The 15,616-nt window shown below is 40.8% G+C and carries 15 protein-coding genes and 4 tRNA genes; 9 read left to right on the forward strand and 10 right to left on the reverse strand.

All coding sequences use genetic code 11. The features are described from left to right. Positions 1-329, forward strand: a 329-nt coding sequence (locus tag Aru01_RS06040; RefSeq protein ID WP_042111220.1) for a ClbS/DfsB family four-helix bundle protein, incomplete at its 5' end; no start/stop codon positions are given. Here the strand turns inward: Aru01_RS06040 and Aru01_RS06045 are convergent. The 3 genes from Aru01_RS06045 to Aru01_RS06055 all read right to left on the reverse strand — a co-directional run bounded on the left by Aru01_RS06045 (position 326) and on the right by Aru01_RS06055 (position 2,413). Next, complete coding sequence (locus Aru01_RS06045; protein WP_016654919.1) at positions 326-661, reverse strand: hypothetical protein; 336 nt, start codon at positions 659-661, stop codon at positions 326-328. The two genes, Aru01_RS06040 and Aru01_RS06045, sit on opposite strands and share 4 nt — an antisense overlap. 114 nt (positions 662-775) lie before the next feature. Continuing rightward, complete coding sequence (gene purU, locus Aru01_RS06050) at positions 776-1,642, reverse strand: formyltetrahydrofolate deformylase (RefSeq protein WP_016654918.1); 867 nt, start codon at positions 1,640-1,642, stop codon at positions 776-778. Positions 1,643-1,720: 78 nt separating this feature from the next. Further along, positions 1,721-2,413 (reverse strand): TetR/AcrR family transcriptional regulator, encoded by a 693-nt coding sequence (locus Aru01_RS06055; RefSeq protein ID WP_016654917.1) that lies wholly within the window; start codon positions 2,411-2,413, stop codon positions 1,721-1,723. A 109-nt stretch (positions 2,414-2,522) separates the two neighbouring features. Between Aru01_RS06055 and Aru01_RS06060 the strand changes: the two genes are divergently transcribed. From Aru01_RS06060 to Aru01_RS06075, 4 genes are all read left to right on the forward strand, one after another. Then, positions 2,523-3,971 carry a coniferyl aldehyde dehydrogenase gene (locus tag Aru01_RS06060; RefSeq protein ID WP_040330974.1) on the forward strand — a complete coding sequence of 483 codons (1,449 nt, stop codon included), beginning with the start codon at positions 2,523-2,525 and terminating at the stop codon, positions 3,969-3,971. A 163-nt stretch (positions 3,972-4,134) separates the two neighbouring features. Next, positions 4,135-4,371 (forward strand): 50S ribosomal protein L28, encoded by a 237-nt coding sequence (gene rpmB, locus Aru01_RS06065; RefSeq protein ID WP_000048256.1) that lies wholly within the window; start codon positions 4,135-4,137, stop codon positions 4,369-4,371. A gap of 12 nt (positions 4,372-4,383) precedes the next feature. Further along, complete coding sequence (rpmG, locus tag Aru01_RS06070; RefSeq protein WP_001205031.1) at positions 4,384-4,539, forward strand: 50S ribosomal protein L33; 156 nt, start codon at positions 4,384-4,386, stop codon at positions 4,537-4,539. Positions 4,540-4,716: 177 nt separating this feature from the next. Further along, on the forward strand, positions 4,717-6,429 hold the full coding sequence (locus Aru01_RS06075; protein ID WP_016654915.1) for a cation:proton antiporter: 1,713 nt from the start codon (positions 4,717-4,719) through the stop codon (positions 6,427-6,429). Between the two features lie 184 nt (positions 6,430-6,613). Here Aru01_RS06075 and Aru01_RS06080 read toward each other — a convergent pair whose 3' ends face one another. The 3 genes from Aru01_RS06080 to Aru01_RS06090 all read right to left on the reverse strand — a co-directional run bounded on the left by Aru01_RS06080 (position 6,614) and on the right by Aru01_RS06090 (position 8,058). Next, the gene (locus Aru01_RS06080) at positions 6,614-7,261 is read right to left on the reverse strand and encodes a fumarylacetoacetate hydrolase family protein (protein WP_016654914.1); all 648 of its coding nucleotides are present in this window, start codon (positions 7,259-7,261) and stop codon (positions 6,614-6,616) included. Between the two features lie 47 nt (positions 7,262-7,308). Then, positions 7,309-7,809 carry a YcxB family protein gene (locus tag Aru01_RS06085; protein WP_016654913.1) on the reverse strand — a complete coding sequence of 167 codons (501 nt, stop codon included), beginning with the start codon at positions 7,807-7,809 and terminating at the stop codon, positions 7,309-7,311. A 172-nt stretch (positions 7,810-7,981) separates the two neighbouring features. Then, positions 7,982-8,058, reverse strand: a tRNA-Arg gene (locus Aru01_RS06090). A gap of 201 nt (positions 8,059-8,259) precedes the next feature. On the opposite strand from Aru01_RS06090, the gene Aru01_RS06095 reads away from it, so the two are divergent. Beyond that, positions 8,260-8,922: a hypothetical protein gene (locus Aru01_RS06095; RefSeq protein WP_016654912.1), complete on the forward strand. Its 663-nt coding sequence runs from the start codon at positions 8,260-8,262 to the stop codon at positions 8,920-8,922. 73 nt (positions 8,923-8,995) lie between these two features. On the opposite strand, the gene Aru01_RS06100 is transcribed toward Aru01_RS06095, so the two are convergent. The 3 genes from Aru01_RS06100 to Aru01_RS06110 form a co-directional block, all read right to left on the reverse strand. Next, positions 8,996-9,072, reverse strand: a tRNA-Arg gene (locus tag Aru01_RS06100). Positions 9,073-9,117: 45 nt separating this feature from the next. Continuing rightward, positions 9,118-9,194: transfer RNA gene (locus Aru01_RS06105), tRNA-Arg, on the reverse strand. A 13-nt stretch (positions 9,195-9,207) separates the two neighbouring features. Continuing rightward, positions 9,208-9,297: transfer RNA gene (locus tag Aru01_RS06110), tRNA-Ser, on the reverse strand. 264 nt (positions 9,298-9,561) lie between these two features. On the opposite strand from Aru01_RS06110, the gene rnr reads away from it, so the two are divergent. The 3 genes from rnr to Aru01_RS06125 all read left to right on the forward strand — a co-directional run bounded on the left by rnr (position 9,562) and on the right by Aru01_RS06125 (position 14,545). After that, positions 9,562-12,078, forward strand: a complete 2,517-nt coding sequence (rnr, locus tag Aru01_RS06115) for a ribonuclease R (RefSeq protein WP_016654911.1) — start codon at positions 9,562-9,564, stop codon at positions 12,076-12,078. A gap of 178 nt (positions 12,079-12,256) precedes the next feature. Then, the gene (locus Aru01_RS06120) at positions 12,257-14,287 is read left to right on the forward strand and encodes a M3 family metallopeptidase (protein WP_016654910.1); all 2,031 of its coding nucleotides are present in this window, start codon (positions 12,257-12,259) and stop codon (positions 14,285-14,287) included. Between the two features lie 48 nt (positions 14,288-14,335). Next, positions 14,336-14,545, forward strand: a complete 210-nt coding sequence (locus Aru01_RS06125; RefSeq protein WP_370736880.1) for a YheV family putative zinc ribbon protein — start codon at positions 14,336-14,338, stop codon at positions 14,543-14,545. Positions 14,546-14,609: 64 nt separating this feature from the next. Here the strand turns inward: Aru01_RS06125 and Aru01_RS06130 are convergent, their stop codons facing one another. Continuing rightward, a complete protein-coding gene (locus Aru01_RS06130) occupies positions 14,610-15,524 on the reverse strand; it encodes a DMT family transporter (protein WP_016654908.1) in 915 nt (304 codons plus the stop codon). Between the last annotated feature and the right edge of the window lie 92 nt (positions 15,525-15,616).

A 15,616-nucleotide genomic window follows, 5' to 3' on the forward strand; every position in this document is an offset into this window, starting at 1 on the left:
ATAAATGGAACAATCTAGGGGCACTTTATCAAGAGTTTTATCAGACATACGCTCTATTTACTCTCAATGAAATGATCACCTTGTTATCTTGTAAAGTAGATGAGCTTGTTGCTTGGATTGATCAGCTAACAGATGAAGAACTTTTTTTATTAGATCAGCGTAAGTGGGCAACAACTCCAGCTCAATGGCCAGTGTATAAATGGATTCACATCAATACCGTTGCACCTTTTAGCAGTTTTAAAGCAAAGATTAGAAAATGGAAAAAACTTCGAAACCAATCAATATCTCCTCAAAAACCTCAAGGTACGAATACTCAACTGAGTGATTAGGACACCATTAAATGGTATTCATTTAATGCATCTTGCCAAATATATGCTTGATTAAGTGCTATTAATTTAAATATAAGATGTTTTATATTCATCTGATTTAAAACATCTTTCTTAATTTCATGCAGGAATTTTTTTGACAACTCCACGTCTAAGCAATGTTCCTGATTTAAAATATTGCAGCAACCATACCCATCAAAGGATATTCTTTTTAAACAAATTCTACTTTCTTCTGTGCAATCAAAATCAAAAAATACAGCCCCGTCAAAACAACCTAAATAAAAATCAGCTTTTCTAGATTCAGGAAACATCGCTTTAAAAAAAATAAAGATCATCTTTCATATTCAAGAACTGTAAATACTGGCCATAAAAAAGCACTCTTCAAATTAAACCATAAATGTCTAACTTTAAGAGTGCAATTCACTTCGTAAGATTGACTTACTTAACGATTATTGAAAGACAACTGTTTTATTGCCATCAACAATAATACGATCTTCAAGATGCCATTTCACTGCACGTGCCAGTACATTACGCTCTACGTCTTGACCCAAATCACGTAACTGCTCAACAGTAAAGTCATGGTTGACGCGCTCAACGTCTTGCTCAATGATTGGCCCTTGATCGAGATCAGCTGTCACATAGTGTGCTGTAGCACCAATCAACTTCACGCCTTTTTCATACGCCTGTTTGTAAGGGTTTGCTCCCACAAAAGCAGGTAAAAACGAATGGTGAATATTGATAATTTGCATTGTCCACTTTGCTACAAAATCTTCACTCAAAATTTGCATATAGCGCGCGAGCACAAGTAAATCATTACCTTGCATGAGTTCATCAATTTTAGCGTAAGCTTCTACTTTATTGTCTTTGTTCACAGGTACAACTTCAAAAGGAATACCGAAGTTTTCAACCGATTCACGTAAGTCTTCATGATTAGAAATCACTTTGGTGATCTCACAGTCAAGTCCCCCACGAGCATGTCGCCAGAGTAACTCAAGCAGAGCATGGTCAACTTTAGAAACCAAAATACCGACTTTTTTACGATCACTGACCAGCGTTAAACGCCATTGCATGTCATAACGTTCCGCGACATTGACAGCAAACGTTTGCAATAAGCTTTCCTTACGTGTTTGTAAGTGCTCAAGTTCAAATTCAACACGCATGAAGTAACGCCCGCCTTGAGCTTCAGTCGCGTATTGATCAAGTGCGGTAATGTTGGCACCTTGATGATACAAAAAGCTCGATACAGCTTGCACGATACCTGGCTTGTCTTCACAAGTAATTAGTAGCCGTGCTGTGTTAGCGGTGGTCATATTCATGTTGAGAAAAATCACTTTTTGGTAGAAACAGCAGCATAGTTTAATGGTTTTTTTGTAGCTTTCAATCTTCTACCCATTTTATTGCGTTTTGACACTTGAAAGGCTAGCAAATAATTCGGAAGTTCCAAAACTTTCCAACAAGCGTTCATAGGTTTCTCGGCTCTCACCACGCAAATAAGGCCCTTCTAAAAACACCATCTGTCTTAAGGCTTGCCACACCCATTTTTCATCTAAATGATTAGAATCACTGAGATGGCCAGACATATATAAGAAGTTGGTCCAGTTGGTTAATACAATCCAAATGTTAATAATTAATGCCTCAATTTCAGAAGCAGTCATTTGCATCAATCCAGCATCAACAAATGCTTGATAGATTTTTTGCCCCTGCTGCATGACCTGACCGGCAAAATGTGGATAGACTTTTCGAAAATCGTGATTATTTTCAATTAAATGATAAACATCTCGATGCAAAAATCGAAATTCCCATAATTGACTGCTTAATACTTGAAAATAACGTATCTTATCATTTGCATTGACTGGCCGGTCATCTGGCAAAGCGAGCATTGCTAGCGTCTCACGCTGGTAGTGCTCCATTAGCTGTCTAATGATTTCTTGTTTATTTCTAAAGTGATAATACAAGTTGCCCGGACTAATACCTAACTCCGCTGCGATATGATTGGTGGTCACTGCACGCTCACCACGCTCATTAAACAACTGCAAACTAATCTGTAAAATCCGATCTTTTGTTTTAAGATTCTTTGTAACTACCATCCATACACCATCACTTTTCTCATCTTTACGCTGACGGAACCCGACTTGACTATCTAGAGTATTTACTCTAAAAATATGATTAAATTATTTTCCACTCATGGTGCGTATCATGAACAGCCAGACGAAAAACAATTCAATGACTCATTATCAACCAGAAGTGCAACATTTACAGCAATTGTTAGAACAACAGAAGTTTGCCTATCAACGCTACCCGATGCCAACAGCCAAGGAACGCATTGAACGTTTGGCACGCTTAAAAACCGTTCTAGTTAAATACCAAAATCAAATCGTTACTGCAATCTCTCAAGATTATGGCAACCGAGCAGCTGCAGAAACCAAGATTGGTGAGCTTCTCACTTGCCTTGAACAAATCAAATATTATAGTAAGCATTTAACACAGTGGATGAAACCCTCAAAACGTCATGTGAGTTTAATCCATCAACCTGCGAAAGCATGGGTACAATACCAGCCTTTAGGGGTAATTGGCATTATTGCGCCTTGGAACTATCCTTTATTACTCTCTGTTGGGCCACTTATTTGTGCTTTGGCAGCGGGGAACCACGCCATGATTAAAGTTTCAAGCGCATCATCTCATTTCGGTTTATTACTCAAAGATATGATGTCAGAGATTTTTCCTCGTGAATTGGTGGCTGTGGTCAATGGCGGTGGACCTATTTCCGATGCATTTAGTCACCTTGCCTTTGATAAAATCATTTTTACTGGCTCAACGACTATCGGTAAAACAGTCATGGCTGCTGCGTCTGAGAACTTAGTTCCTGTTATTTTAGAGCTTGGAGGCAAATCTCCAGCTGTTGTTCATCCATCGGTTGATTTATTTGATGTCGCACAGCGTGTTGCTTTCGGCAAACTTTGGAATGCTGGACAAACTTGTGTTGCACCTGACTATTTATTTTTACCACGCGGTAAAGTTGATGAGTTTGTTAGCCAATATCGACAAGTCGTCACAGCGATGTATCCAAGTCTTTCGCACAACCCAGACTATACCTCGATCGTAAATGACAAACAGTATCGACGCATCCAAGGTTACCTTGAAGATGCAATTCAACAAGGTGCAAACCTAATTGAGATCAATCCGAGCCATGAAGATGTTGATCACGTTCGAAAAATTGCACCAACATTGGTCTGTAATGTCACACCACAAATGCAAATCATGCAAAATGAAATTTTTGGACCTGTGCTTCCGATCATAGAATACGATCAAATTGATGATGTAATCGAGTTTATTAATCAGCGACCACGTCCACTTGCTTTATACTATTTCGACTTCGATCAAGCACGCGCTGACTATGTTGCGCAGCGCACTCATTCTGGACATTTTGGTCAAAATGCAGTGCTTACGCATGTCGCACAGGATGATCTCCCCTTCGGAGGCGTTGGTGCATCTGGCATGGGTAAATATCATGGACCTGAAGGCTTCTTCAACTTGTCTCATGAGCGTTCAGTCATGTCGATTCCAAAATTGTTTAATCTCAAATTTATTATGCCGCCTTTTAATAAAGCTGCACATAATCTGCTTGAGAAAACTTTCTTGCGCTAACTGATCAAGGCATGATCTTTTAGATAGATTCATGCTGTGTTTTATATATTTTCGCTTGTCTTTTAAGCGTATTTTTGATATAAAACGCCCCTTGAAAGAATTCATCGTTTTAATTTGACTGGCCAAACAGGTTTGCTGTTGGCTAAATCATTGGAGTTACACCATGTCTAAGGTTTGCCAAGTTACCGGCAAGCGTCCAGTCGTTGGTAACAACGTCTCGCACGCCAACAACAAAACTAAACGCCGGTTCGAGCCGAACCTGCACCACCACCGTTTCTGGTTAGAAAGCGAAAAACGTTTCGTACGTCTTCGTCTAACCACTAAAGGTATGCGTATTATCGATAAATTGGGCATCGAAAAGGTTGTAGCTGATCTTCGTGCTCAAGGTCAAAAGATCTAAGGAGACAGTACAATGCGTGATAAGATTCGCCTAGTTTCTTCAGCTGGTACAGGTTATTTCTATACTACGACTAAGAACAAACGCACAATGCCGGAAAAAATGGAAATCAAAAAATTTGATCCAAAAATCCGTCAACACGTGATTTTCAAAGAAGCTAAAATCAAATAATTTTAGCTTTAGAAAAAAAACGACTTCACACGGAGTCGTTTTTTTTTGTATTTTTTATACTAATAATTTAAAACTGAACGCTTTTAGTTATACCCTATAGCCTAATTTACAAACACACATCTTATATACCCCGATGCCACCCTCAATCAGCTCAACCTAACCCACAAGGAGCCTTGCGTGCCACATGATGTCGATCTAATTATCCTTCTTGCTGTAGGTTTTGGCTTCGCCCTAATTTTTGGCTACATTGCTGCACGACTGCGCCTCCCCCCCTTAATTGGTTATCTGATTGCAGGGATTATTATTAGCCCCAATACTCCAGGCATCACAGCAGATATCCACATTGCAAACCAACTCGCCGAACTGGGTATTATGTTTCTCATGTTTGGTGTAGGTATTCACTTCTCATTAAACGACCTTGTTCAAGTGAAGCGAATTGCAGTCCCTGGAGCGATCCTACAAATCGCTGTAGCCACTGTATTAGGGATGCTCGTTTCCATGCTCTGGGGATGGGACTTTGGCTCTGCACTGGTGTTTGGTCTAAGCCTTTCATGTGCCAGTACAGTTGTACTCTTAAAAGCACTGGGAGATCGCGGCCTTCTCGATTCCGTCAACGGAAAAATTGCTGTTGGCTGGCTTTTGGTTGAAGACTTGGTCATGGTCTTGGTTTTGGTGTTACTCCCTGCCACCGCAGTACTACTTGGCGGCACCACACCTGCTGAAATGAGCAGTGATCAAAGTATTGGCATGACGATATTGCTGACGCTGGTTAAGGTTGCTGGCTTTATTGCCTTTATGCTGATTATTGGTAAACGACTTGTACCCAAAATCATGCAGATTGTGGCACGTATAGGTTCTCGTGAATTATTTACACTCACTGTAGTTGCTTGTGCTGTATCTATTGCCTATGGTTCCTATGCGATTTTTGGCGTTTCTATGGCGCTTGGAGCTTTCTTCGCAGGTATGGTAGTACGTGAATCCGATTTTAGTCATCGCGCTGAACAAGAGACGTTACCACTTAAAGAAGTCTTCTCAATCCTATTCTTTGTTTCGGTAGGTATGCTGTTTGACCCTGCAATTATTGTTGAGCAACCCGTACATATCCTTGCTGTGATTGGCATCATTATGATTGGTAAAACCTTAGCTGCAATGGCGCTGGTTTTATTTTTCCGTTATCCACTCAACACAGCACTAACAGTTGGTGCAAGCTTGGCACAGATTGGTGAGTTTTCATTTATTTTAGCCACCATGGGACTCGCACTTGGTTTACTCGACAACGAAGCACAAAACTTGATTTTAGCGGGCGCTCTATTCTCCATTTCACTCAACTCGGTACTATTCTCAGCAATCGAGCCTGTACTGAACTGGATTCGTCAACGCTCACACTTGGCTCGCCTACTAGAACGTAGTAATGACCCACTCTCTATGCTGCCCGATGAGGTTGATCAAGACTACCTCAAAGATCAAGTGGTCATTATTGGTCATGGTGAAGTCGGTCGCCACATCACACAAACGCTGATGCAACAGGGCATTAAAGTGGTGATTGCCGAAGAAAATCGTGAAATCGTTGAAGCATTACGTGAAAAAGGTATTGCAGCAGTATCCGGCAGTGCTATTGAACCAGGCGTATTAATTCAGGCCCACATTCAACATGCCAGATTACTGGTGATTTCACCGATGGATCTCTTAGATATTCATAAGATTATTGATACAGCGAAGTTATTAAATCCATATATCCAAGTTTTAATTTGTGCCGAAACACGAGAACAAGCCAACTTAATTCGCCAAGAAAATTTAGGTGAAGTCTATTATGCAAAAGAGGAAATGGCGAAGAGTATGAGTGGACATATTTTAGGCCAAATCAAACTCGCCCACGATTCAAATCACTAAACCCACCTCAGATCAAGCGGGTCTCATCTTTTCAGGCCCGCCACATAATCAATTACTAAAGCAAACGGGTTTCAATCATATTATCACCCACACTTGGGTCTATTCCCCCATCAAATCACCAAGCTCAGGTAAAAAAAAGACCACAATGGGTCTTTTAATCGATCAGATCTCTACTGCGTGTACTTTAAGATACATACGTTTGCCAAACAAAATCCTGAGTCTTACCTTTTAGCGTCATTTTTAACTGATCACCGCTATGCAGTGCTGCCACTCCAGCAGGCGTACCCGTCATGATGACATCACCTTGCTCTAAGCTAAAAATATGACTAATTTCGACCAAAAGTGATGCAATATCAAAAATCATATTGGCACTATCACCGACTTGACGACGCTCATTATTTACATCAAATGTATATTCAACATGTTGCCAATCAGTAATCTCACTCACATCAACCCAATCAGCCAACACACAAGAACCATCAAAGGCTTTCGCACGCTCCCATGGCTGCCCCTTACCCTTGAGTTGATCTTGCAAGTCACGCAAAGTTAAATCTAGGCCCAAAGTCACCGCACCTACGGCAGCCAAAGCTTGTTCTTTAGAGGCAGCCTGACTCAATGGCTGATCAATACGCAGACTTAATTCACATTCATAATGACAATTCCCCCAAGCAGGATTCCAACGAATCGCTGTATTGAGGTCAATCAAACTACTTGGTGGCTTAATAAAGAGTACTGCTTGTTCTGGAATGGCATTACCAAGCTCTTTAGCGTGATCAGCATAATTACGGCCCACACAAATGATTTTTGATGGACGTTTAATTTCTTGAGTCATGTGTTTTCCTTAAACTTCTCTGGCAATATTATTTTTACAACATCAACTTAACGCTTAAAGGTATTTTCAAAAACAGTTTGATCCGCCTGACTTTCAAAGGCACGCTTAGGCACAATCACGACATAACGGTTTTTAAATTCAATCATATAGCTTAACTTGCCTACCGCAAAACGCTGTACATCACTATAAGGTGATTGTTGCTTCGCTCGACCACTACTAAAGAGCTCCACATAGTCTTGAAATAACTCAATCCCTTGCTCTGTTTGACCAAATTGATGCTTAACATATTGGCGCTTGAACATCATTGGTAAAAACCAATAACGCATCCCCAATTGCAAAGCGAGAAAAAATATACCCAGTGCCATGTAGTATTTACCAATACCATCCATGCCTAGATACACACCCCAAACAACGATAGCGACACTCACCAATGGTGTTAAAAAGCGGGTAAATTGACGTTTTCCCATGGTTGCAAGACTAAAACCATCTTGAGATTCTTCTAAATTTAAAAAATAACGCAACTTTAATGCAGGCTTACTGTCTGACATCAGGCTTCTATACCCTAGTTAATTTCAATAGCCCGATATTAGCAGAATAACAAACAATTATTTAAATGTTCTAACACTGTTTTTAATTCTCAATCACCCACAAAAGGACTCTGATTTGATCTTATTTTCAGACACAAAAAAACCGCAACATGTGCGGTTGATTTATTCAAGTTGGTGCGCTCAGAGAGATTCGAACTCCCGACCCCTTAGTTCGTAGCCAAGTGCTCTATCCAGCTGAGCTATGAGCGCTACACTTGATGGAGTCGCATTATACGCACTTTTGTAAAATTGATAAGTGCTAAATTGAAAATAATTTCCAACTGTTCGCTAATTGCACAGATTTTCTTAATTATTGAATCATTTCACAAAAATACCAAAACTTTAGACTTCTCTTAAAGAAAAAATCATCATAACCTCCACCTATCTATATTAACTATTCAAGTTCACACCATGAATAACCGTGATCATCCAACATCTAAGGCCGCTACTCGAATTGCAGCCGTAGGCTTTATGTTGATGATCACATATAGTGCACAGCAACAATTTGATCAAAAACTGGTAAAACTCAACGCACTCTCACTCGCCTCATGGAAAGTCGTGAAATTTGACTCACCCAATGAGCTCACTGCTGATGTTTTAGCATTTAGAACTGGCGAGCACCGACTCACCCTTTACGACCAGTATCGAAGAAGCCTAGAGTTTAAGTGTAGTGGCAATGGCTTGAGCGAGTTCTGTCGTGATCTAAACAACAAACAACTCACTCCGACTCAATTTGAGTTTTATGTTCGCTATAACCCTAAAAGCAATATTGAATACTATGATCAACACAAAATAAAACGTATTGATTTCTTAGATGCACAGCAACGTCCCCAATCTCTTGACGTTATGACAGTTGCTCCCAACTCCAGCCAATACATTGCAGCAGAACGCAAAAGCTTTCATCGCTTCTTTTTACTTTATGGCTTTTTATATGCAGCAATTTGCATTTCGCTTTTGATCTACGCTTTTAGTGAGCCACGTCAAAGCCACCCTATTCGCTTTTATACAGCGAACATTATTGCAGCAGCGATCATTCTGCATTATTTATATTTCATAGTCTTATTTCTGATCTAGAACCAAACCCAAAGTGATCCCACAAATTTCAGGCACAAAAAAACCGCGATATACGCGGTTAATTTATTCAAGTTGGTGCGCTCAGAGAGATTCGAACTCCCGACCCCTTAGTTCGTAGCCAAGTGCTCTATCCAGCTGAGCTATGAGCGCTAAACTTGTGTGTCATATTGACGTTTCGTTAATATCGTTTTAAATTGGTGCGCTCAGAGAGATTCGAACTCCCGACCCCTTAGTTCGTAGCCAAGTGCTCTATCCAGCTGAGCTATGAGCGCATCGTTTAAAACGTGGCGGTGAGAGAGGGATTCGAACCCTCGATACAGTTACCCGTATGCGTCCTTAGCAGGGACGTGGTTTCAGCCACTCACCCATCTCACCGTAACGAGCCGCCATAATACAAACTAAAACCCAATTCGGCAAGCGATCAACTAAAAAAAATCATGTTTTTTGCATCGATTAAATACTTTTTAAACAATTTTGCTGTTTTTGCCGATTATTTATACATAATTTCAAAAAAACCAATGCAACCAATTCAATAATTAGCCAGCAAACAACTTAAAAGTGGATTAATACAATCATTTTCGTGCAGTCTGACGCTGCATGTCTTATGCTAAAGCCATCGATTCATAAGAAAGTAAAGACATGATGAAAAACTGGGCTGATCCTGAAGCCAAATCTGAAGCGGAACGTTACGACAATCCGATTCCGAGTCGTACTCTAATTCTGGATACGATTGAGACAAAACAACAATCACTCTCTCATGCCGATTTGGTTGAACATTTCGGTATCGCTGATCAAAAAAGTATTGATGCACTTAGTCATCGCCTGATTGCCATGGTTCGTGATGGCCAACTCATGAAAGATGGTTTTAAATTTCAACCTATGCAAGATCAACCCATCTTAGATGCAACGGTTTATATCAACAACAAAGGTCTTGGTCTGGCGCAGATTGATGGTCAAGACAACATGCAACTGCCTGAGCGTGAACTACGCTTAGTGTTTAACGGCGACCGAATTAAAGTACAGCAAACTTCTGTAGACCGTCGCGGTAAAGCACTGGGTTATATCCGTGAAGTGACTCAACGTCGCGTTAAACAGATTATTGGTAAGCTTGAATGTTATGAGGGTGAATACTTTATTCAACCTGCAGCACCCAATGCACACCAACCGATTACTTTAGAAAAAGAACTCATCGAACACGCCAATGCCAAAACTGGCGAAATATTACGTGTTGCTTTAGATGATTATCCGACACGTGATGAATTTGCCAACGGACATATCGTGCAATCTATGGCAGATAAAGCAGATACCGAAGTCATTATTCCTCAAACTATTTTAGAGTTTGGTCTACCTTTTGAGTTTCCTCAAGAAGTTGTACAAGAAGCAGAAAGCTTTAAAGAGCCGACTGCTCGTGATCGTGCTGGTCGTATCGACTTAAGAGATTTGGCACTGGTTACCATCGATGGTGAAGATGCGCGAGATTTTGACGACGCTGTTTATGCAGAAAAACGTCCAGGCGGTGGTTATCGTGTAGTTGTCGCAATTGCAGATGTTAGCCACTATGTACGTCTAGGTAAACCTTTAGATGAAGAAGCGCAAGAACGCGGTACTTCTGTGTACTTCCCTCACTTTGTTTTACCGATGTTACCAGAAGCTCTGTCCAATGGCCTCTGCTCACTCAATCCAGATGTAGACCGTCTATGTATGGTCTGCGACTTAAATCTTTCTCGTGCTGGTCGTGTTACAGGTTTTCAGTTCTACCCATCTGTGATGCACTCACAAGCGCGTTTGACCTACGATCAAGTCTCAGAGTACTTCTCAGGAGACAGTGCTGCAATTACTGATAATCGTGCAGTACGCAAATCACTTAATACGCTATTCCAACTCTATCAAGTACTTAAAGAACTACGTCAACAACGCCATGCCATGGAGTTTGAGACTGTTGAAACATATATGACTTTTGATGAGTTAGGTGGCATTAAAGAAATCTTGCCTCGTACTCGTAATGATGCACACAAGCTTATTGAAGAATGTATGCTATTAGCAAACGTGGCAGCAGCTGAATATTCTCTTAAAAATGAAATTCCTATGCTGTACCGTGTACATGAGGCACCTGAGTTTTCTCGTATCCAAAAAGTACGCGATTTCGTTAAGCTACTCGGCTTAAGCTTCCCTGAACAACCAACGCAAGCGGATTATCAGCGTGTAATTGAAGCCACCAAAGACCGTATTGATGCGCCGAGTATTCATGCCGTATTACTTCGTTCGATGATGCAAGCATATTATGGCGCGAATAATTTAGGCCACTATGGTCTAGCTTATGAAGCCTATACTCACTTTACTTCACCAATTCGTCGTTATCCTGACTTGTTGTTGCATCGTGCAATCAAAGCGCAATTGGCGAAGAAAAGCTACCCTCTTTCTGGTGCGGCTTTGGACGATGCTGGTGAACACTTCTCAGCGACAGAACGTCGTGCTGATGAAGCTTCACGTTCAGTAACCACTTGGCTCAAATGCCACTATATGCAACAGCATTTGGGTGAAGAATTCCTCGGTACAATTTCCGCGACAACTGAATTTGGTTTATTCATCACCTTAAAAGATCTATATGTTGATGGTATGCTGCATATCAGCCAACTAGGTGATGACTACTTCGTTTATGATCAAGCCAGCCAAAGTTTGGTTGGACAAAATCGTGGTCAGGTTTTTGGCTTAGGTGATGAAGTTAAAATTAAAGTCGCTGCAGTGAATCTTGAAGAGCGTAAAATTGACTCTGAATTACTTCAACAGTTAACTCATGCAGGACGTGTCATTCGTAGTCGTGCTCCACGCGTCGCTAAAACTGAATCAACTGAGCAAGTTTTTAATCAGGAAAATAAACCGCGACGTGCTCCACGACGCCAAAATCCTGCACCTCAGGGTGAAAGAGTTCAAACTGAACAGAAAACAGCTCCAGTAAGTCAGGAAGTCGCAGCAGAACAGGCTGCTAAAGCTGCAGGTGAACGCCCACCGCGTAAAAAAAATGCGAAAGGCAAAGCCAGCTCTTATAGTAAAAAGTCTGAAAAAACTTCGAGCACTAAAAGCAAAACAAAAGATAAGGCCAAGAAAAAGGCCAAGTCAAAAAAAAGTAAGTCCAATGCAAAATCACGTAGCGAGTGATTAAACAAAGCCCTCTAAATTATAAGTTTAGAGGGCTTTTTTCTTATATCGATCACATAAAAATAAATAAAGTGCTCTTAAATACATTATTTCATGGAAAATTTGATGGTCTGACTTGATTTTGTGTCTGTTGAACCCGACATTTATTCACATCATATAAATAAAACGGCCAGTACACATGAATTTGGAACTTGCAACTTTACCTACGCCACAATTTGACCAAATCGAACTTGAAACACTCAAACAACAGATCAACCAAGCAATTCAAGATGGTCAAGCATTTCTAAAAGAGCTAAATAATGTTGTGCCAAATTTCCAGCAACAACTGACGGTACTTCAACGCATTGATCAATTAGAAAATCAAATGAGTGAATCTTGGGGAATCTTATCGCACCTCAATGCAGTCATGAATAACAGCGACACTCGTGAACTCTATCAAGCACTACTGCCTGCCCTCAGTGAATATTACACTGCGCTTGGTCAACATACAGTACTCTATCAACACTATCAGCATGTCCATGATGCCGCAGAGTTTAATCAATTAAGCCCAGCACAACAAAGTTCGATTAAACTAGCACTTCGTGATTTTCAATTGTCTGGAGTCGCTTTAATTGGTGCTGATAAACAGCGCTATGCAGAGATTTCTTCACGCTTATCTCAGCTTTCATCTGACTTTTCGAATCATGTCCTAGATGCTACCCAAGCTTTCTTCCAACCTTTAAGCGAAGCACAGCTACAAGGTCTACCACAAAGCAGTATTGAGCTACTCAAACAATATGGCCAACAACGTGAGCTTGAACAGGCAGTTGCAACCTTAGATATTCCTTCTTATCTTGCCATCATGACTTATGCTGATGACCGTGCACTGCGTGAACAGCTCTATCATGCCTATACGACACGTGCCTCTGAACAGTCAGCTCAACCAGAGTTCGATAACAGTGAAATTATGCAAGAAATCTTAGCCTTGCGACAAGAAATGGCTAGTTTGCTCGGCTTTAATAACTATGCTGAATATTCATTGGCCAGTAAAATGGCACCTGATGTTGCCACCGTTGAAAACTTTCTCATCGAACTGGCTGAACATGCACGTGGCCCTGCAGAACAAGAAATTGCGCAGTTGAAACAAATCGCTGCGGATGATGGTATTGACCAACTACAACCTTGGGACAGCAGCTACTATTCAGAAAAATTAAAGCAAAAGTTATTTAAACTTTCTCAAGAAGATTTAAAACCTTATTTCCCTGCACCTAAAGTAATTCAAGGCCTGTTCCAGGTGGTACAACGTTTGTATGATATTCAAATCATTCAACGCCAAGCCCCTGTTTGGCATGAGGATGTCAAATATTTTGAGATCGAGGATCAAGGTCAAGTCTTAGGTGGATTCTACTTCGACCTTTATGCGCGAAATGGTAAACGTGGTGGTGCGTGGATGAGTGGTTTCCGTTCACGTATGCAAACAGCGACTGGTTTACAAAAACCTATTTGCTATATGGTCGGTAACTTTACCCCACCAATTGGTGAACAACCTGCGCTACTCAGTCATGATGAAGTGAACACACTCTTTCATGAGTTTGGGCATGGTTTACACCATCTCCTGACCGAAGTGGACCAAATCTCTGTTGCAGGCACACACGGCGTGGCATGGGATGCTGTCGAGTTGCCAAGTCAATTTATGGAGTTTTGGACTTGGGACCAAGACAGCCTCAATAATTTAAGTGAACATATCGATACGAAAGAAAGCTTACCCGCTGATTTACTCAAAGCCCTACTCGATGCACGTTTCTTCCAATCTGGTATGCAGAGTCTGCGTCAAATCGAATTTGCACTTTTTGATCTTAATATTCACAGTGCAAACCCTGCACTCAGTATTGCTCAAATTCAAAGCACACTTGATGATATTCGCAATAAATACGCAGTACTCCCAAGCACACAGAGCAATCGCTTCCAAAACAGCTTTAGCCATATTTTTGCAGGTGGTTATGCTGCGGGCTACTACTCATATAAATGGGCTGAAGTCTTAGCCAGTGATGCTTTTGATCGCTTTGAACAAGAAGGAATATTCAATACTGCTACAGGTGCTGATTTCCGTAAAGCCATTTTGGCTGTTGGTGGTAAAGACAGTGCTTTACAAGCTTTTGTGAACTTTCGTGGTCGTGAACCTAAAATTGATGCGTTATTACGTCATCAAGGTTGGACGAATCACTCATAAAGCCTTTAAACTACCATGCAAATTGAATTAAATGGTGCGTATATGCAGATCAAACGTCGATTCATCGCCGGTGCGCGATGTCCAAAATGTGAAGCGATGGATCGTGTGGTCATGCTCAACAACGATACTGATGAGTGGATCGAATGTATTGAATGTGGTTACTCAGAAAACCGCCCTACTGAGGTTGAAGAACCACAAATACCAGAACCTGCCGATGAGGTTGGAGTGATTCAATTCAAACCACGTCCAGCCAAATAAATCACTCGGTGCTATCACATGTTAGCACCGAGTTTTTTTGACTCTATCAACAATACTCAATGTTCTAGTCTAAACTTGGATCTTGGCGCCAATTGAATCGAATTGGTTTTTGCAAGTTTTGTGCAAGTAAGATACCCAATAAAGTCAAACCACCACCCACCCAGTGGAAGGTATGAAGTTCTTCGCCCAACATAACAACAGCTATCAATGCTGTAAATATTGGCAATAAATTCATATACATGCTGTTTTTGTTTGGCCCCAAATGACGCACACCCTCCATCCATAAGTACGACAACAATACTGATGAAAAAATACTGGCATAAACAATCATCGGGATAGTCTGTTGATTCAACTGCATCTGAGAGGCAGGTAAGAATAGAAAAAATGGCAACACATAAATTAAAGCAAAAACACTTTGTACATAATTGGCTTGCCATGCAGGAATCGGCATTTTCCAGCGTTTAAGCAATACCCCATAAAGTGCGAAGCCAATTGCAGCAATCAGCATCAAGCCATCTCCGACATGAACCCCACCCTGTAATAACTGACTTGGCTGTCCTTGACTGAGCAAATACACAATACCAAAAAGTGATAAAAGACCACCGAATAGCATGCCATAACTTGCTTGATCTTTAAGCATTATACTGCTTAAAAACATGGTCAATAATGGAATCAAACATGTCACTATCGCCATATTGGTTGCACTGGTTGTTGCTGCCGCTTGATAAGACAACCATTGAAATAACGAAACAGATAAGAAGCCACCTAAAGCCAGATGTTTCCAATAAGGCTTAATCATTTCACGATTTTTCAGTAGAGGTATTAAGACAAATGTACTCATCACGACAAGCGCGAGGACAAGACGATAAAAAGTTATTGCGACTGGGGAAATTACACCACTTGCCATTTTTGACACGACGACATTACCCGCCCAAAACAAAATAGCCGTTAAAGGATAAAATGCTGCTTTTTGAAACATTGTCTGATACCTACACTTCAATCGAAACTTATGTTAAAAAATAATCAAACAGCACTTAGGCGACATATAGACATTCACTATCGCCAAATGGA

Source organism: Acinetobacter rudis (assembly GCF_000829675.1).
GTDB lineage: Bacteria > Pseudomonadota > Gammaproteobacteria > Pseudomonadales > Moraxellaceae > Acinetobacter > Acinetobacter rudis.